The sequence below is a fragment of the Variovorax paradoxus genome (assembly GCA_016806145.1).
Lineage (GTDB): Bacteria > Pseudomonadota > Gammaproteobacteria > Burkholderiales > Burkholderiaceae_C > Variovorax.
In genome coordinates this window covers 2,245,924-2,262,792 of sequence record CP063166.1, presented here as the reverse complement: position 1 = coordinate 2,262,792, position 16,869 = coordinate 2,245,924, and the positions used below count along the sequence as shown (strand labels likewise).

At 69.3% G+C, this 16,869-nt stretch carries 14 protein-coding genes and 1 pseudogene; 11 read left to right on the top strand and 4 right to left on the bottom strand.

Annotated elements, in window-relative coordinates; all coding sequences use genetic code 11:
• Positions 1 to 53 precede the first annotated feature (53 nt).
• The 8 genes from blaOXA to INQ48_10270 all read left to right on the top strand — a co-directional run bounded on the left by blaOXA (position 54) and on the right by INQ48_10270 (position 11,364).
• A complete protein-coding gene (gene blaOXA / locus INQ48_10305) occupies positions 54 to 863 on the top strand; it encodes a class D beta-lactamase (protein ID QRF59582.1) in 810 nt (269 codons plus the stop codon).
• Entirely contained in the window at positions 860 to 2,005 is a 1,146-nt protein-coding gene (locus INQ48_10300) for an acyltransferase (GenBank protein QRF59581.1), read from the top strand. Before blaOXA ends, INQ48_10300 begins: the two co-directional genes overlap by 4 nt.
• A 174-nt stretch (positions 2,006 to 2,179) precedes the next feature.
• On the top strand, positions 2,180 to 4,459 hold the full coding sequence (locus tag INQ48_10295) for an AMP-binding protein (GenBank protein ID QRF59580.1): 2,280 nt from the start codon (positions 2,180 to 2,182) through the stop codon (positions 4,457 to 4,459).
• A gap of 16 nt (positions 4,460 to 4,475) precedes the next feature.
• Positions 4,476 to 5,453: an ABC transporter permease gene (locus INQ48_10290; protein QRF59579.1), complete on the top strand. Its 978-nt coding sequence runs from the start codon at positions 4,476 to 4,478 to the stop codon at positions 5,451 to 5,453.
• Between the two features lie 95 nt (positions 5,454 to 5,548).
• Positions 5,549 to 6,574 (top strand): sugar ABC transporter substrate-binding protein, encoded by a 1,026-nt coding sequence (locus INQ48_10285; protein ID QRF59578.1) that lies wholly within the window; start codon positions 5,549 to 5,551, stop codon positions 6,572 to 6,574.
• A gap of 22 nt (positions 6,575 to 6,596) precedes the next feature.
• On the top strand, positions 6,597 to 8,711 hold the full coding sequence (locus INQ48_10280; protein ID QRF59577.1) for an SMP-30/gluconolactonase/LRE family protein: 2,115 nt from the start codon (positions 6,597 to 6,599) through the stop codon (positions 8,709 to 8,711).
• Positions 8,711 to 9,814 (top strand): strictosidine synthase, encoded by a 1,104-nt coding sequence (locus INQ48_10275; GenBank protein ID QRF59576.1) that lies wholly within the window; start codon positions 8,711 to 8,713, stop codon positions 9,812 to 9,814. Before INQ48_10280 ends, INQ48_10275 begins: the two co-directional genes overlap by 1 nt.
• 65 nt (positions 9,815 to 9,879) lie before the next feature.
• Complete coding sequence (locus INQ48_10270) at positions 9,880 to 11,364, top strand: sugar ABC transporter ATP-binding protein (protein ID QRF60681.1); 1,485 nt, start codon at positions 9,880 to 9,882, stop codon at positions 11,362 to 11,364.
• 27 nt (positions 11,365 to 11,391) lie between these two features.
• Here the strand turns inward: INQ48_10270 and INQ48_10265 are convergent, their stop codons facing one another.
• Positions 11,392 to 11,841 (bottom strand): CBS domain-containing protein, encoded by a 450-nt coding sequence (locus INQ48_10265; protein ID QRF59575.1) that lies wholly within the window; start codon positions 11,839 to 11,841, stop codon positions 11,392 to 11,394.
• A gap of 145 nt (positions 11,842 to 11,986) precedes the next feature.
• Between INQ48_10265 and INQ48_10260 the strand changes: the two genes are divergently transcribed.
• Together INQ48_10260 and INQ48_10255 are read left to right on the top strand one after the other, a co-directional pair.
• A complete protein-coding gene (locus INQ48_10260) occupies positions 11,987 to 13,297 on the top strand; it encodes an O-acetylhomoserine aminocarboxypropyltransferase (protein QRF59574.1) in 1,311 nt (436 codons plus the stop codon).
• Positions 13,298 to 13,301: 4 nt separating this feature from the next.
• Complete coding sequence (locus INQ48_10255) at positions 13,302 to 14,108, top strand: alpha/beta hydrolase (GenBank protein ID QRF59573.1); 807 nt, start codon at positions 13,302 to 13,304, stop codon at positions 14,106 to 14,108.
• A 108-nt stretch (positions 14,109 to 14,216) separates the two neighbouring features.
• On the opposite strand, the pseudogene INQ48_10250 reads toward INQ48_10255, so the two are convergent.
• Together INQ48_10250 and INQ48_10245 are read right to left on the bottom strand one after the other, a co-directional pair.
• Positions 14,217 to 14,759: pseudogene (locus tag INQ48_10250) on the bottom strand (epimerase).
• A complete protein-coding gene (locus INQ48_10245) occupies positions 14,760 to 15,155 on the bottom strand; it encodes a thioredoxin family protein (GenBank protein ID QRF59572.1) in 396 nt (131 codons plus the stop codon).
• Positions 15,156 to 15,256: 101 nt separating this feature from the next.
• Here INQ48_10245 and INQ48_10240 point away from each other — a divergent pair, with 101 nt between their 5' ends.
• A complete protein-coding gene (locus INQ48_10240) occupies positions 15,257 to 15,613 on the top strand; it encodes a DUF962 domain-containing protein (protein ID QRF59571.1) in 357 nt (118 codons plus the stop codon).
• 9 nt (positions 15,614 to 15,622) lie between these two features.
• Here INQ48_10240 and INQ48_10235 read toward each other — a convergent pair whose 3' ends face one another.
• Positions 15,623 to 16,834: a YihY family inner membrane protein gene (locus tag INQ48_10235; protein ID QRF59570.1), complete on the bottom strand. Its 1,212-nt coding sequence runs from the start codon at positions 16,832 to 16,834 to the stop codon at positions 15,623 to 15,625.
• Between the last annotated feature and the right edge of the window lie 35 nt (positions 16,835 to 16,869).

The following is a 16,869-nucleotide window of genomic DNA, read 5'->3' as shown; positions in this document are numbered from 1 at the left end:
AGGACACGAAGCCCGGCCTTTTCTACGATCACGGACCAATCCCCGTCCCTCCCATGAAAAGACCGCTTCGCCTCCTGTCCGCAGCCCTGCTCGCCACCCTCGCCGCCACCACCCACGCCCGCACCCTCTGCACCGCCATCGCCGACGCGACCACCGGCCAGTTCATCGTGAAGCAAGGCCGCTGCGACGAACGCGTCACCCCTGCCTCCACCTTCAAGATCGCGATCGCGCTGATGGGCTTCGACGCGGGCTTCCTCCAGAACGAACACGACCCCGTGCTGCCGTTCAAGGAAGGCTATCCGGCCTGGGTCGAAGGCTGGAAGCAGCCGACCGACCCGCAACGCTGGCTCAAGCTCTCGGTGTTCTGGTTCTCGCAGCGGGTGACCGAATCGCTGGGTGCCGAACGCTTCGCGCGCTATGCGAAGGACTTCGACTACGGCAACGCCAACGTGTCGGGCGACCCGGGAAAGAACAACGGGCTCGAGCGTTCGTGGGTCGCGTCGTCGCTGCGCATCTCGCCGCGCGAGCAGGTCGAGTTCCTGCGCAAGCTGCTGTCGAACCGGCTGCCGGTGTCGCCGCGCGCGATCGAGCTGACGCGGCGTTCGATGGAGACGACCGAGCTGCCCGAGGGCTGGACCGTGCAGGGCAAGACCGGCGCGGCCTACCCGAAGAAGGCCGACGGCTCGCTCGACGAAGCCCATGGCTATGGCTGGTATGTCGGCTGGGCCACGCGCGGCGAGCGCACCGTGGTGTTCGCGCGGCTGACGCAGGACGACCGGAAGCAGGCGACCACACCGGGCGTCCGCACGCGCGACGCGCTGCTGCCGGCCCTGCCCGCGCTGATCGGTTCCGCCGCGAGATGACGGCGGCGCCGAGCACCGGACCACGCAGCACGCGCATCGACGTGCTGCGCGGCATCGCGATCCTGCTGGTGCTGTTCCACCACTTCAACATCGCCTACCGTCTCGACGGCACCGTGCTGTCGCAACTCCTCGGCTGGGAAGCGGTGCGCGCGGTGGCGCGCAACGGCAACTACGGCGTCACGATGTTCTTCGTGATCTCGGGCTTCCTGATCACCTCGAACGCGCGGCGCCGCTGGGGCGCGCTGCGGGACGTGAAGGCGCGCGCCTTCTACGGCCTGCGCGTGGCGCGCATCGTGCCGTGCCTGCTGCTCCTGCTGGTCGCGGTCAACCTGCTGGCCTGGGCGGGCGTGGTCATCTTCCAAAACCGGGCGCCGGCAGGTGCGACCGCGTTGCCGCTGTGGTTGGTCAACCTCGCCTCGCTGACCTTCTGGATGAACGTGGTGGTCGACAAGTACGGCTGGACCAACTACGCGCTCGGCGTGCTGTGGTCGTTGTCGGTCGAGGAGGTCTTCTATCTCTTCTTCCCGATCCTCTGCGCGCTGCTGCGCCGGGAGCGCCGGCTGATCGCCTTCTGGCTCGCGATCGCGGTGCTGGCGCCGGTCTACCGCTTCCATCGCCAGGACGACGAAGGCGGCTACCTCTATGCCTACTTCGCGGCCTTCGACGGCATTGCGATCGGCTGCTGCACCGCGCTGCTCGCGGACTCGATCGCGCTCTCCGCGCGGCTCAAGACCTTGCTGCAATGGGCCGTGGCGATCGCCATGGCGTTCCTCTACCTGCGGTGGCCGATCGCGCAGAGCCATGTGCTCGGCGTCACGGCGATGGCGCTGGGCACGGCCGTGCTGCTGGCGACGATGCGCGATCGATCCACGCACGGCACCGCGCCCGCACGCCTTCGCTGGCTCTCCACCGCCTTCGGATGGTTCGGCCGCCGCAGCTACGAGCTCTACCTGTTCCACCTGATCGTGCTCGGCCTGCTGCGGACCCTGTTCCCGCCCGCGCTCGCGATCGGCGGCGACAGGATGTGGCTGCTCGGCGGCTACCTGCTGCTGTCGATGGCCCTGTGCGACGCCATTGCGCGCTGCTACAGCGAGCCCATGAACCGCTGGCTGCGAGGGCGCCTGTCCGTTGCGCGCGCCTGAACCCCGCGGATTTTTTGGTGCGCCGCAGCTAAGGGAAATTCCCCGAACCGCCCTCCTCCGACGCTCCGAATAATCGCGCCAGTCAACCAGGGTACTTTCGAGTAACCCCCGGTTTTCAAGGCGCCACGCGGCCTCCGCGCGGCATCGGTCCCTGGTCGTCGCCGCAGGAGTCGAATGTCTACCGAGCTGGTCGAATCGCCTTGGCAAAGCCGCGGAGAGCGGCAGCAGGACCGCCATGCCAAGAAGGACGCGGTGCTGCTGGCGGCGGCGCGCCTGTTCACGACCAAGGGCTTCCAGGGCACCTCGCTCGACGACATCGCGCGCGCCCTGCGCGTGACCAAGCCGACCGTCTACCACTACGTCGAGAACAAGGAACAGATCCTGTTCGAGTGCGTGCAGCGCGGGCTTGAGGCGCTGCGCGCGGGCATCCTCGAGGCGGCACGGCGCGGGCTGCCGCCGCGCGAGCGGCTGCGCGTGGCGATGGAGAACTACGCGGGCATCGTGACCAGCGACTTCGGCCTGTGCGTGATCCGCGTCGGCGAGGACCCGCTGGCCGAACCGCGGCGACGCGAGCTGCGCGCGCTAAAGGGCGAGATCGACACCGAGTTCCGCGCGCTGATCGAGGCCGGCATGGCCGAGGGCTGGATCGCGCGCGGCGACGCGGCGATGGCCTCGTACACGGTGGTCGGTGCGCTCAGCGGCATCGGCCGCTGGTACCGGCCCGACAGCCATCCGGCGCGCAGCCTGCAGGATGCCGTGCGGCACTGCATCGAGATGCTCATGCACGGCGTGCTCAGCGCCCCGACGGAGCTGCGGCCCTCGCAGACCTCCGCGTCCTCGTGGTCCCAGTGGGGAGATTCCATGCCCAAGATGCGACGTGAAGTGCACTTCAACGAGCGCGTGGTGCGCTGCTTCGCCGAGCGGCCCGCCAACGTGGCCCAGATGCTGGCCGACGCGGTGCGGCTCTCGCCCGAGGGCGAGGCGCTGGTCTGCGACACGCTGCGCCTGAGCTGGCGCGAGCTGCACCATGCCACCACCAAGTGCGCGGGCGGCCTCGCGCAGCGCGGCGTGCGGCCGGGCGACCGGGTGGCGCTCTACCTCTCGAACGGCCCCGAGTTCGCGATCGCGGTGTTCGCCTGCGCCTGGCTCGGCGCGGTGGCGATGCCGGTGAGCGCTCGGGCGCGCACGGCCGAGCTCGAGTTCTCGCTGGCCGACGCCGAGGCGGTGGCGATCGTCTGCTCGCAGGAGCTGCAGGCGCTGGTGCCCTCGCCCGAGGCGCTGCCGCTGCTGCGCCTGCGCTTTTGCACCGGCGCCGCGCAGGCTGGCTTCGAATCCTTCACGGCGCTGATGCAGGCCGAGCCGCTGGCCAGCGCGCACGCGGCCGCCGAGGAAGACCTCGCGGTGCTGCTCTACACCTCGGGCACCACCGGCAAGCCCAAGGGCGCGATGCTCACGCACCTGAACATCGCGCACTCGGTGATGCACTTCGTGCACGCGATGAGCCTGGGCGAATCGGACCGCAGCATCGTGGCGGTGCCGCTGAGCCACGTCACCGGGCTGGTGGCGCAGCTCTACACCATGCTGCATGCGCGCGGCTGCGCGGTGCTGATGACGCAGTTCAAGGCGGCCGAGTTCGCGCGGCTGGCCGCGGCCGAGCGCATCACGCACACGATCATGGTGCCGGCCATGTACAACCTGTGCCTGCTGCTGCCGGACCTGCAGGCGCACGACCTCTCGGCCTGGCGCATCGGTGCCTACGGCGGCGCCTCGATGCCCACCGCCACCATCGAGGGCATCGCGGCGCGGCTGCCGGGCCTCACGCTGATGAACGCCTACGGCGCCACCGAGACCTGCTCGCCCGCGACCATCATGCCGCCCGGCATGACGGCCGAGCACCGCGACAGCGTGGGCCTGGCCGTGCCCTGCGGCGAGATCTGCGTGGTCGACGAGAACGGCAACGAGGTGGCGCGCGGCGAGGTCGGCGAGATCTGGATCGCGGGCCCGATGGTGGTGCCCGGCTACTGGCGCAACCCGCAGGCCACGGCCAGCGAATTCCGCGGCGGCTACTGGCGCTCGGGCGACATCGGCAGCATGGACGCCGACGGCTACGTGCGCATCCTCGACCGCAAGAAGGACGTGATCAACCGCGGCGGCTACAAGATCTTCTGCGCCACGGTCGAGAACACGCTGATGGAGCATCCGCAGATCGTCGAGGCCGCGCTGGTGGGCGTGCCCTGCGCGGTGCTCGGCGAGCGCGTGCATGCCTTCGTCTGCGTGAGCGAGCTCGACGAGCGCACCCAGGCCGCGGCCCTGCAGGCCTTCTGCGCCGAGCGGCTGTCGGACTACGCCGTGCCCGAGACCTGGACCGTCGGCACCGAGGCACTGCCGCGCAACCTCAACGGCAAGGTCATGAAGCGCGAGCTGCGCCAGTCGCTGCACGCGGCATTGAGCTGAAGCGGGGCGCCACACCATGACGACGAAGAAATTCAAGGCCACGCAGCAGGGCATCGTGTCGGCGCTGTTCGCGCTGCTGTTCGCGGGCTTCGCGGCGTTCCTGCCGGGCTTCGCGCAGATCGACAACCTGCTCACGCTGGTGCAGAACGTGGCCTTCCTCGGCATCCTGGGGCTGGGCATGGCGGTGGTGGTGATCGGCCGCGGCATCGACATCTCGATGATCGCCGCGCTGGCCGTGCCCTCGGGCCTGCTCTTGCAGCTGGTGCAGAACGGCCATTCGCTCGGCTCGGCCTTCCCGATCGCGCTGGGCCTGGCGCTGGCCTTCGGGCTGGTCAACGGCTGGCTGATCGCCTATGCCGAGGTGCCGTCGCTCTTCACCACGCTGGCCTCGGGCCTCTTTCTCGCGGGACTGGGCCAGGCCTACTTCTTCCAGCTCGAGGTGGTCCAGTGGCCGGCCGCGCTCGACCCGGCCGCCTGGCTGGGCCGCGGCACCCTGGCCGGCGTGCCGACACCGGTCGTGATGTTCGGCGTGGCGGCCGCGGCCATGGCCTTCTTCCTGCGCCGCATGCGCGCGGGCGCCTTCGTCTACGCGATCGGCGACAACCCCTTCGCCGCGCGCGCCACCGGCCTGCCGACGCGGCCGATGGTGCTGCTGCAGTACGTGCTGGCGGCGCTGATCGGGCTGTTCGCGGGCGTGGTGATGGCGGCCTCGGTCAGCAGCATGCCGACGCGGATCTTCAACTCCACCATGATCTACGACGTGGTGCTGGTGGTCGTGCTCGGCGGCATCGGCCTGTCGGGCGGACGCGGCGGCGTGTTCAACGTCGTGATCGGCACGCTCCTGATCGGCACCATGCTCAACGGCATGACGATCATGGACCTCTCCTATTCCGTGCAGAACATCGTCAAGGGCGTGGTGCTGCTGGCCGCGATCCTGATCGACTCCATGCTCAACCCGCGCAACGAAGAGACCGCGCAGCAGGGCGACATCTGATCCCCGGGGTCCGCGCGCGGATCCACCTGTTTTCCGAAGCCGGGCGCCAGGCGATTTTGGCGTCATCCGAGACCACCGAAAAAAGGAGACATGCAATGCACTTCGTTCGCACACTCGCCGCATCCGCGAAGCTCGCGGGCATCGCGCTGGCACTGGTTGCCGTATCGCAGCACGCGGCCGCCCAGGGCAAGGGCCTCGACGAGCCCTTCCGCGACGGCTACAAGAAGTCGCTGGCCGGCAAGACCGTGGGCTACATCCCGGTGGCCATGGGCTTCGACCTCGCGCAGGGCTGGTACAACGGCCTCAAGAAGGAGCTCGAGCCCGCCGGCATGAAGGTGGTGGCGCGCGATCCCAACTGGAACACCAACGCCGGCGCGCAGGCCTTCACCGCGCTGATGGCCGAGAAGCCCGCGGTGATCGTGATCCACAACCCCGACGTGCAGACCTACGCCAAGCTGATCAAGAAGGCCGAGGAAGACGGCATCTACGTGGTGCAGATCAACATGCGCTCGGTGCAGCCCTCGACCGTGTTCGTGGGCGCCGACTGGGTCGACGTGGGCGAGCGCAATGCCGAGGCGGTGGTGCAGGCCTGCAAGGGCAAGTCGAACAAGATCGCCATCGTGCAGGGCGCGCCGACCGCGGCCACCAGCGCCTACACGCTCAAGGGCGTGGAGAACGTGCTGGCGAAGAACCCGCAGATCAAGGTGGTGTCGAACCAGGCCGCCGACTGGGACGCGGCCAAGGCCAAGGGCCTGACGCAGACGGTGCTCAAGCAGAACCCCGACCTGTGCGGCATCGTCGGCTTCTGGGACGGCATGGACATCGGTACCGCGGCCGCCATCAAGGAAGCGGGCCTGACCGGCAAGGTCTACCTCGCGACCTCGGGCGGCGGCGAGCAGAAAGGTGCCTGCGACCAGGTAAAGTCGGGCGCCTTCGACCTCGACGTGAGCTACGACGTGCCGACGCAGGCCGCCAACATGGCCGCGATGATCAAGTGGCTGGTGCAGGGCGGCATGAAGCCCGGCGCGGCCAAGCAGAACATCTACACCACGCTGATCCCGATCACGAAGGAGAACGCGGGTGCCGACGGCACCTGCTGGAAGCTCACCGCCGCCAAGTGACGCCGACGCCGGAGCCGCACCGATGAACGAGACCCTCACGCGCCTGCGCTACCGCTGGTGGCCCGACCACTGGGTCGGCGAGATCCTGTCCAAGCGCTGGACCGAGACCGCGATCCCGGTGCTGCTGCTGGTGGCGGTGCTGCTGGCCTCGGGCCAGCTCATCGGCAACTTCTGGTCGCCGGTGGTGCTGGCCGACACGCTGCGGCAGGCCGGCGAGATCGGCTTCATCGTGCTCGGCCTGGCGCTGGTGATGATCGTCGGCGGCATCGACCTGTCGGTGGGTTCCATCTTCGCGCTCACCAACTTCTGCGCGCTGATGTGCATGCACGTGCTGAAGTGGCCGATGGGCGCGTCGGTGCTGGCCACGCTGGCCGTCGGCGCGCTGCTGGGCGCGGTCAATGGCGTGTTGATCGGCTACCTGCGGCTGCGCGCCTTCCTCACCACCCTCATCACGCTGATCATCTTCCGCTCGTTCTACGAGATCCTGAGCCTGCAGTACTCGACCGCGATCGCGGGCTCGCTGCCCGACTCGCCGGCCTGGGACTTCCTGGGCAACGGCACCTTGCTGGGCCTGCCGACGGTGGCCTGGGCCTACGCGGCGGTGGCGATCGCCGGCCATGTGCTGCTCACGCGGCTGCGCGCGGGCTGGCACATCATGGCCATCGGCGGCTCGCGCCGCTCGGCCTACAACAGCGGCATCGCGGTGCGGCGCACGGTCGCGCTGTGCTACGTGGCCTCGGGCACGCTGTGCGGCGCGGCCGGCTGCTTCTTCGCCTCGCGGCTGGCCACGGCCGGCGCCGACATCGGCGTGGGCATGGAGGTGCTGGTGCTCACGGCCGCGGTGCTCGGCGGCATCAGCCTGGGCGGCGGGCGCGGCTCGGTCGCCAAGGCGCTGGTCGGCACGCTGCTGGTGCTCTTGATCACCAACGGCCTGACCTCGATGTCGGCGCCCGGCGGTGTGATCCGCATGGTGCTGGCCGCGATCCTGGTGCTGGCGGCCGTGATCGACGTGCGCTGGCTCAAGAACCGCCAGCGCATCATCAGCAAGGTCTACGTGAGCCCGACCTACTTCGCGCTGCCGCCGGCACCGGCCAGCAGCGGCGACGGCGCGAGCGTCTACGCGGTCAACAACAAGCTGCGCGACGTCACGCTGATCGGCCTGGGCCGCATCGAGTCGCCCGAGGACGTGATCCTCGACCGCGACGACAACCTCTATGCGGGCTCGCGCCATGGCGACGTGATCCGCTTCCTCGCGCCCGATTACGAGCGCATGGAGGTCTATGCCCACATCGGCGGCCAGCCGCTGGGCCTGGCCTTCGACCGCGAGGACAACCTGCACGTGTGCGTGGGCGGCATGGGCCTGTACCGCGTCACGCCCGAGCGCAAGGTCGAGCGCGTGACCGACGAGACCAACCGCAGCTGGACCTCGATCAACGACGACAGCCGGCTGCGGCTGGCCGACGATCTCGACATCGCCGACGACGGCCGCATCTTCTTCAGCGAGGCCACGGTGCGCTACGAGATGCACGAGTGGCCGGTCGACGGGCTGGAGGCGCGCGGCAACGGGCGCATCGTCTGCTTCGATCCGCGCGACGGCTCGACGCGCACCGTGCTGCGCGGGCTGCGCTTCCCGAACGGCATCGCGATCGCGAGCGACGGCCAGTCGATCCTGTTCGCCGAGACCTGGGGCTGCTGCATCAAGCGCTACTGGTTCGACGGGCCGAAGGCCGGCCAGGTGCAGATGGTGATCGACAACCTGCCCGGCTATCCCGACAACATCAACCTCGCCTCCGACGGCCACTACTGGCTCGCGCTGGTGGGCATGCGCTGCCCGGCCTACGACCTCGCGATGCGCATGCCGGGCTTTCGCCGCCGCATGGCCACGCGCGTGCCGGTGGACGAATGGCTGTTCCCCAACATCAACACCGGCTGCGTGCTCAAGTTCAGCGAGGCCGGCGAGATCCTCGAGACGCTGTGGGACCTGGGCGGCGAGAACCACCCGATGATCACCTCGATGCGCGAGCACCGCGGCCACCTCTACCTGGGCGGCATCTCGAACAACCGCATCGGCCGCTACAAGCTCGAGGGCGCCGACCCCGACTTCGTGCAGTACGAACGGCGCTGGAGGGCAGCCTGATGCTCGACACCCTTCGCGGTTTCACCGACCGCCTGCTCGGGCGCGGCAGCGCCGCCATCACGGTGCCGGTGATGGACGGCGTGCTCAAGCCCAACCGCGCGCTCGACAACGCCGAGGTGGTGGCCGAGCTCGCCGACATCGACGACCTCGCCGTGGCCGACGGCGTGCTGTGGATTGCGGCCGGACATGCGCTGTACCGGCTCGACGGAGGCGTGCCCGTCGAGCTGCGGCGCTTCGAGCGCCCGATCACGGCGCTGGCCGCGGCGCCGGGTGGACGGCTCGCGCTGGCGCTCGGCGGCACGCAGGTGCTGCTGCTCGCACCCGACGGCGCCACCGCCCACACGCTCACGGAGGCCGGCGGCCGCGCGCTGCGCTGCGTCAATGCGCTGGCCTGGGACGAGGCCGGCCGGCGCTGGCTCTTCACCGAGGGATCGGCCGAGCATGCACCCGAACGCTGGTGCCACGACCTGATGGCGCATGGCGCGAGCGGCCGCGTCTGCGCCTGGGCGCCGGGCGGCGGTGCCGCGCAGCAGCTATCGGCCGGGCTGCGCCATGCCTTCGGCGTGCTGCCGCAGGCGGGCGGCACGGTGCTGGTCGGCGAGAGCTGGGCGCATCGCGTGCTCGCGCTCGGATCGGGCGGCACCGCGCCGCGCGTGGCCGACCTGCCCGGCTATCCCTCGCGCATGGCTGCGGCGGCCGGCGGCGGCTTCTGGCTCAGCTGTTTCGTCTGCCGCACGCAGCTGGTGGAATTCGTGCTGCGCGAGGAGGCCTACCGCCGCCGCATGGTGGCCGAGATCGATCCGCGCTACTGGATCGCGCCGGCGCTCTCGTCGGGCCACAGCTTCCTCGAGCCGCTGCAGGGCGCGGGCGTCAAGCAGATGGGCGTGCTCAAGCCCTGGGCGCCGCCGCGCTCCTACGGGCTGGTGGTGCGCGTGAATGCGCAGGGCCAGGTCGTGTCCTCGCTGCACAGCCAGGTCGACGGCCGCCACCACGGCATCACCGCGGTGGCCGAGCATGGGGGGGCGCTGTTCGCGGCCTCGAAAGGCGGCGGCCGGCTGCTGCGGGTGCGCATGACCGCCGAGGAACAGGGAGCCGCGCGATGAATGCCCGCGATACCAGCGCCGACACCGTGGCCGTTGAAACGGGCGCGCCGGCCGCGCACGAGACCATGCTCGAGCTGCGCCAGGCCACCAAGAAATACGCGGGCGTGCCCGCCATCGAGGACGTCGACTTCACGCTGCGCCGCGGCGAGATCCATGCGCTGCTCGGCGAGAACGGCGCCGGCAAGTCGACGCTGACCAAGGTGATGGCCGGCGTGGTGCCGCTGAGCGCGGGCCAGATGCTGGTGGAAGGGCGGCCGGTGCAGCTGCGCACGCCGCTGGAGGCTCGCCACGAGGGCATCGCGATGGTGTTCCAGGAAACCAGCCTGGTGCCGACGATGACGGTGGCGCAGAACCTGTTCCTGGGCCAGGAGTCCTTCTTCAACCGGCTGCGCGGCGTCTACATCTCGGCGCAGCAGTTCCTGCAGTCGCTCAATTTCTACGTCGACCCGACCGCCACCGTGGGCATGCTCGGCGCGGCCAAGAAGCAGATGGTGGAGATCGCGCGCGCGGTGCTGCACAAGGCGCGCATCATCATCTTCGACGAGCCCACGGCCAGCCTCACGCCCGAGGAGAAGAAGTACTTCTTCGACCTGGTGTTCGACCTCAAGGCGCGCGGCGTGTCGGTGATCTTCATCTCGCACGCGCTCGAGGAGGCGCTGCTGCTGGCCGACCGCATCACGGTGCTGCGCGACGGCCGCCACGTGGTGACCGACGACAAGGTGAATTTCGATCGCGAGCGCATCGTGCAGGCGATGGTGGGGCGCGATCTCTCGCAGACGCTCTACGGGCAGAAGAAGACCCAGGTGCGACCGCAGGGCGACTGCCTGCTGTCGGTGCGCAACCTGCGCATGGCGGCGATGGTCAAGAACAACTCGCTGTCGGTGTTCGCGGGCCAGATCACCGGCGTGTTCGGCCTGGTGGGCGCGGGCCGCACCGAGACCTTCAAGGTGGTGGCCGGGCTGATCAAGCGCGACTTCTTCCATGGCGGCGAGATCCTGCTGCGCGGCCGGCCGGTGCGCTACCGCGTCGCGCGCCAGGCGGTGCGCGACGGCATCGCCTACATCACCGAGGACCGCAAGTTCGAGGGCTTCTTCGAGACCATGTCGATCGCGCAGAACATCTACATGGGGCTGCAGGGCAAGCTGGCCGGCGCGCGCGGGCTGGTGTCGGGCGCGAAGGCGCGTTCGGTGGGCGAGCACTGGAGCCGGCTGCTCAATGTGCGCGCCATCGGCAAGGACGTGAAGGTGATCGAGCTGTCGGGCGGCAACCAGCAGAAGGTGGTGATCGCCAAGTCGCTGGTGCAGGAGCCCGACATCGTGATCTTCGACGAACCCACGCGCGGGGTCGATGTGGGCGCCATCGCCGAGATCCATGCCGAGATCAACCGGCTGGCCGATGCCGGCAAGGCGGTGGTGGTGATCTCTTCCTACCTGCCCGAGGTGATGGCGCTGTCGGACCGCATCCTCGTGGCCAAGCAGGGCAAGGTGGTGACGGAATTCTCGGCCACCGAGGCGACGCAGGAAGCGATCATGTACGCGGCCATCCACTGACCGCGCCGATCGCCGCGTTGCGGCGCTTCAGTTCTTCTCGTCTTCCGCCGGCCAGTCGCGGATGTAGGCCTTGAGCATCTTGTTCTCGAAATTCTGCGCGTCGACCACGGCCTTGGCCACGTCGTAGAAGCTGATCACGCCCATCAGCATGCGCTTGTCCATCACCGGCATGTAGCGGGCATGGCGCTCGAGCATGATGCGGCGGATTTCGTCGAGGTCGGTTTCGAGGGTGCAGGTGACGGGGGCGTCGTCCATGGCCTTGCGCACCAGCGTGCCGCCGACCTGGCCGCCGTTGGCGACGATGGTCACGATCACTTCACGGAAGGTGAGCATGCCCACGAGGTCGCCATGCTCCATGACGACCAGCGAACCGATGTCCTTGTCCGCCATCGTCTTGACGGCTTCGGCCAGCAGATCGTCTGGCGTGATGGTGAAGAGCGTGTTGCCCTTGACGCGAAGGATGTCGGTGACTTTCATCGTGTGCTCCTCTCGGACTCTGTCTTTCCTGGCGGCCTGCCTTTTTTGAATATAGCCCACAATCGGCGCCGACCTCCACGGCCCGGTTTGTCGCTGTCACGCAGCGGACGCCACCGGTCCAAAGCGCCTCTCCAGAAAGGACCCCATGCCCGGCTATTCCGACCCCGGTTTCGACACCCTCGCGCTGCACGCGGGCGCCTCGCCCGACCCCACGACCGGCGCGCGCGCGGTGCCGATCCACCTGACCACCTCCTTCGTCTTCGAGTCGAGCGACCATGCGGCCGCCCTCTTCAACCTCGAGCGCTCGGGCCACGTCTACTCGCGCATCAGCAACCCGACCAACGCGGTGCTCGAACAGCGGGTGTCGGCGCTCGAGGGTGGCATCGGCGCGATCACCACCGCCAGCGGCCAGGCGGCGCTGCACCTTTCCATCGCCACGCTGATGGGCGCGGGCTCGCACATCGTGGCCAGCACCGCGCTGTACGGCGGCTCGCAGAACCTGCTGCACTACACGATGCGCCGCTTCGGCATCGAGACCACCTTCGTGAAGCCCAACGACCTCGACGGCTGGCGCGCCGCGGTGCGGCCCGAAACCAAGCTGTTCTTCGGCGAGACCGTGGGCAACCCCGGCCTCGACGTGCTCGACATCCCGGCCGTGGCCGAGATCGCGCACGAGGCCGGCGTGCCGCTGCTGGTCGACTCCACCCTGACCTCGCCCTACCTGATCAAGCCGCTGGACTTCGGCGCCGACCTGGTCTACCACTCGGCCACCAAGTTCCTCTCGGGCCACGGCACGGTGATCGGCGGCGTGGTGGTCGATGGCGGCAGCTTCGACTGGGAGAAGTCCGGCAGATTCGCCGAGCTGACCCAGGCCTACGACGGCTTCCACAACATGGTGTTCAGCGAGGAGAGCACGGTCGGCGCCTTCCTGCTGCGCGCGCGCCGCGAAGGCCTGCGCGACTTCGGCGCCGCGATGAGCCCGCACACCGCCTGGCTGATCCTGCAGGGCATCGAGACCCTGCCGCTGCGCATGGAGCGCCACATCGACAACACGCAGAAGATCGTCGAGTTCCTCGCCACCCATCCCTTCGTCTCGCGCGTCGGCCATCCGCTGATCGAGTCGCACCCGAGCCACGCGCTGGCGCAGAAGCTGCTGCGCCACGGCGCGCGCGGCGCGGGCGCCGTGTTCAGCTTCGACATCAAGGGCAGCCGCGCCCAGGGCAAGGCCTTCATCGAATCGCTCAAGCTCTTCAGCCACCTGGCCAACGTGGGCGACTGCCGCAGCCTGGTGATCCATCCGGCCAGCACCACCCACTTCCGCATGACCGACGAGGCGCTCGCGGGCGCGGGCATCTCGCAGGGCACGATCCGGCTGTCGATCGGCCTCGAGGATCCGGCCGACCTGATCGACGACCTGAAGCGCGCCCTGAAGGCGGCCGAGAAAGCGGGGGCCTGACACCATGCACTACACCGTCAACGGCCACGCCACCTACTGCTACACGGGCGGCAAGCCCTTCGATGCCGCCAAGCCCACCGTGGTCTTCATCCACGGCGTGCTCAACGACCACAGCGTCTGGATCCTGCAGAGCCGCTGGTTCGCCAACCACGGCTGGAACGTGCTCGCGGTCGACCTGCCGGGCCATTGCAAGAGCGAGGGCCCGCCGCCGGCCAGCGTCGAGGAGGCCGCGCAGTTCGTGCACGCGCTGCTCGACGCGGCGGGCGTGCGGAAGGCGGCGCTGATCGGCCACAGCTTCGGCTCTTTGATCGCGCTGGAGGCGGCCGCGCGCGCGCCCGAGCGCGTGACGCACCTGGCGATGGTCGGCAGCGCCTACCCGATGGTGGTGTCGCCGGCGCTGCTCGAGAGCTCGCTCAACGACCCGCAGCGCGCGATCGCGATGGTCAACACCTTCTCGCATGCGCTGCTGGCGCCGCCGCCCTCGGCGCTCGGCCCCGGCACCTGGCTCTACGGCAGCTCGCGCGCGCTGATGCGCCGCGTGCTCGCGAGCAACCGCGAGGTCAACGTGTTCCATGTCGGCTTCAAGGCCTGCAACGACTATGCGGGCGGCGAGGCGGCGATGGAGAAGCTGCAGTGCCCGGTGCTGTTCCTGCTCGGCGACGCCGACCAGATGACGCCGCCGCGCGCCGTGAAGGCGCTGGCCGCCAAGGCACGCGACGGACGGACGGTGACGGTGCACGCGGGGCACGCGCTGATGAGCGAGGCGCCCGACGCGGTGCTGTTCGCGCTGCGGGATTTCGTGTCGCGCTGAAAGAGACGCCGCCCCATCCGTTCAGGCTGAGCTTGTCGAAGCCTCGCGCGGGGCTTCGACAAGCTCAGCCTGAACGGGTCGGGGTCGGGGTCGGGGTCGGGGTCGGCCTCAGCCGCGCGCGGCCAGCTCGTTGATGTCGACGGGGTCGAGCACCTGCCTGGGCGCCCCGTGCCGCGCCACCGCCAGCATCGCGAGCCCCATGTTCTCGGTGGTGGTCACCAGGTGCGGCCACAGCCGCCGCGCGAGCCCGAACACCGGCGTCAGCAGCACGATGCCCGCCTTGTACAGCGGCGTCTTCGTGTTGGCGCCGTGCAGCGGCTGGATCGCACCGGGCCTGAACATGTAGGCGGCCCTGAACGGCAGCTTCAGCAGCGCGTTCTCGGTCGCGCCCTTCACGCGCGCCCACATGCTGCGGCCGCGCTCGCTGCTGTCGGTGCCCGAGCCGGTCACGTAGGCGAAGGTCATCCGCGGGTTGAGCCGCGCGAGCACGGTGGCGGCGGCCAGCGTGAGGTCGTAGGTCACGCGCCGGTACGCGTCCTCCTTCATGCCGACCGAGGACACGCCGAGGCAGAAGAAGCAGGCGTCGAAGCCCGTGAGTTGCGGCTCGACCGCCGTGTAGTCGTACATGTCGCTCAGCACGAGATCGCGCAATCAGGCCGCCCGCGGCACTGCAAAGAGCGCGGGCTTCTTCTCGAGCACCGCCACCATCAGCTCGGCATGCAGGCTCGAGGGCTGGGGCGCCGGCAGCGCGGTCAGCATGCGCGACAGCGTCTCGGCATGCGGCAGCAGCGGACCGAGGAAGCGCGTGCCCGCGGAATCGGCCACCAGGAGGGTCGGGAAGGTCTCGACGTCAAACTCGTCGGCGATGTCGGCATGGTCCTCGATGTCGACCCAGGCGAAGCGCAGCCCGGGATGCGCGCGCGCCACCTGCTCGAACAGCGGCCGGTAGTCGCGGCAGGTGCCGCACCATTCGGCGCACAGGCACACGACCCAGGGCGCGCCGCCGGCCGGCGCGGCGGAATCGGGGGTGGAAGGCAGGGCGCTCAAGGCTCGTACGTGGGCAGAAAGGAGAAGAAAGACCCGGGTGGTGCGCCCGGAAGGTCGTGGCTATTATGGACAAAGCCCCTCCGGGGCGCAGGAGACGCACGATGAACACCTCCACCGCCACCACCCCTGGCAGCGCCGCGCCCGCGAGCGTCGATCCGCGCCAGTTCAAGAGCTTCGCGGAGTTCTATCCCTTCTACCTGACCGAACACGCCAACCGCACCTGCCGGCGGCTGCATTTCGCGGGCTCCACGCTGTCGCTGGCCTGCCTCGCGATGCTGGTGCTGACGCTCCATCCGCTGTGGCTGCTGGCCGGGCTGCTGGTCGGCTACGGCTTCGCCTGGGTCGGGCATTTCGGCTTCGAGAAGAACAAGCCGGCCTCGTTCAAGCGGCCGCTCTACAGCTTCATGGGCGACTGGGCGATGTACCGCGACATCTGGCTGGGCCGCGTGAAGATCTGAGCCTTGCTCCTAGATCAATAGCACGTCACCCAGCCGCAGCGAGCGCAGCGGCCCCTTCTGCCACAGGTCCTCGAGCGGCTCGGCCTTGGGCATCAGCAACGCCTCGAGCAGCGGCTCGATCGGCGTCGACGGGTCGGCCAGCAGCACGTAGCGCGGGTCGCCGCCATCGCCGTCCTCGGCCAGCGGCGCGATCCAGTCGAGCGCCACCAGGGTCTCGAGCACCGGCACCAACTGCAGCGCGTCGACGCGCATCGAGGCCACCAGCCGCGCCGCGCCCACGCCCTTGTCGGGCGTCGCGCGGGCCCGGGCGAGCTGCTGCAGCACCTCGAGCGCCAGCTGCATCGGCCAGCCGGCACCGCCGCCGCGCCGGGCCACGCCGGTCAGGATGCTCGGCAGGTAGGCCGCGATCACCGCGCCCAGCAGCACGATGACCCAGGCCACGTAGATCCACACCAGCAGGATCGGGAAGGTGGCGAAGGCGCCGTAGAGCACCGAGTAGGTCGGCACCAGGCTCAGGTAGTAGCCCAGCACCCGCTTGGCGATCTCGATCGCCGCCGCCACGAACACGCCGCCGGCCCAGGCATGCGACCAGCGCACGTTGGTGTTGGGCACGTAGTGGTAGAGCGAGGCCATGCCGGCGGCCAGCAGCACGAACTCGAAGGCGTCGAAGAACAGCTTGACCACGCTCACGCCCACGACGTCGCGCGAGGCCGCGAACACGTAGGAGGTGGTGGACAGGCTCACCGCCAGGATCAGCGGCCCGAGCGTGATCGTGGCCCAGTAGATCAGCACCCGCTGCGCGAACGGCCGCGGCGAGCGCACGCGCCAGATGTTGTTGAGCGTCTTGTCGATGGTGAGGATCAGCGCGATGGCGGTGATCAGCAGCACGATCAGGCCCGCGATCCCCAGGCCGCTGGCCTTGCTCGCGAACTGGTTGAGGTAGCCCAGCACCTGGCGCGCGATGTTCTCGGGGATCAGGCTCTCGATCAGCCAGCGCTGCAGGCGGCCCTGCATCTTGGCGAACATCGGGAACACGGTGAACAGCGCGAGCGCCACCGTGAAGAACGGCACCATCGCGATGGTCGTGGTGAAGGTCAGGCTGCTGGCCGTGAGGCCGAGGCGGTCCTCGCGAAAACGCTCCCCGAGCACCGCGGCGGTGTTTCGCCAGGGGAAACGGGAGAGATCCCTCCAGAGCTGACGACGATTCATGGCCGGTATCATGCCATCCGCCTTTTCCGTTTCGCCACGCGGCGCTC

Excerpts from the sequence above, each read along its gene's own strand:
- INQ48_10295 (QRF59580.1), top strand. The coding sequence starts at position 2,180 with ATGTCTACCGAGCTGGTCGAATCGCCTTGGCAAAGCCGCGGAGAGCGG.
- INQ48_10290 (QRF59579.1), top strand. The coding sequence starts at position 4,476 with ATGACGACGAAGAAATTCAAGGCCACGCAGCAGGGCATCGTGTCGGCG.
- INQ48_10240 (QRF59571.1), top strand. The coding sequence starts at position 15,257 with ATGAACACCTCCACCGCCACCACCCCTGGCAGCGCCGCGCCCGCGAGC.
- INQ48_10275 (QRF59576.1), top strand. The coding sequence starts at position 8,711 with ATGCTCGACACCCTTCGCGGTTTCACCGACCGCCTGCTCGGGCGCGGC.
- INQ48_10260 (QRF59574.1), top strand. The coding sequence starts at position 11,987 with ATGCCCGGCTATTCCGACCCCGGTTTCGACACCCTCGCGCTGCACGCG.
- INQ48_10235 (QRF59570.1), bottom strand. The coding sequence starts at position 16,834 with ATGATACCGGCCATGAATCGTCGTCAGCTCTGGAGGGATCTCTCCCGT.
- INQ48_10285 (QRF59578.1), top strand. The coding sequence starts at position 5,549 with ATGCACTTCGTTCGCACACTCGCCGCATCCGCGAAGCTCGCGGGCATC.
- INQ48_10270 (QRF60681.1), top strand. The coding sequence starts at position 9,880 with ATGCTCGAGCTGCGCCAGGCCACCAAGAAATACGCGGGCGTGCCCGCC.
- INQ48_10300 (QRF59581.1), top strand. The coding sequence starts at position 860 with ATGACGGCGGCGCCGAGCACCGGACCACGCAGCACGCGCATCGACGTG.
- INQ48_10255 (QRF59573.1), top strand. The coding sequence starts at position 13,302 with ATGCACTACACCGTCAACGGCCACGCCACCTACTGCTACACGGGCGGC.
- INQ48_10280 (QRF59577.1), top strand. The coding sequence starts at position 6,597 with ATGAACGAGACCCTCACGCGCCTGCGCTACCGCTGGTGGCCCGACCAC.
- blaOXA (QRF59582.1), top strand. The coding sequence starts at position 54 with ATGAAAAGACCGCTTCGCCTCCTGTCCGCAGCCCTGCTCGCCACCCTC.
- INQ48_10265 (QRF59575.1), bottom strand. The coding sequence starts at position 11,841 with ATGAAAGTCACCGACATCCTTCGCGTCAAGGGCAACACGCTCTTCACC.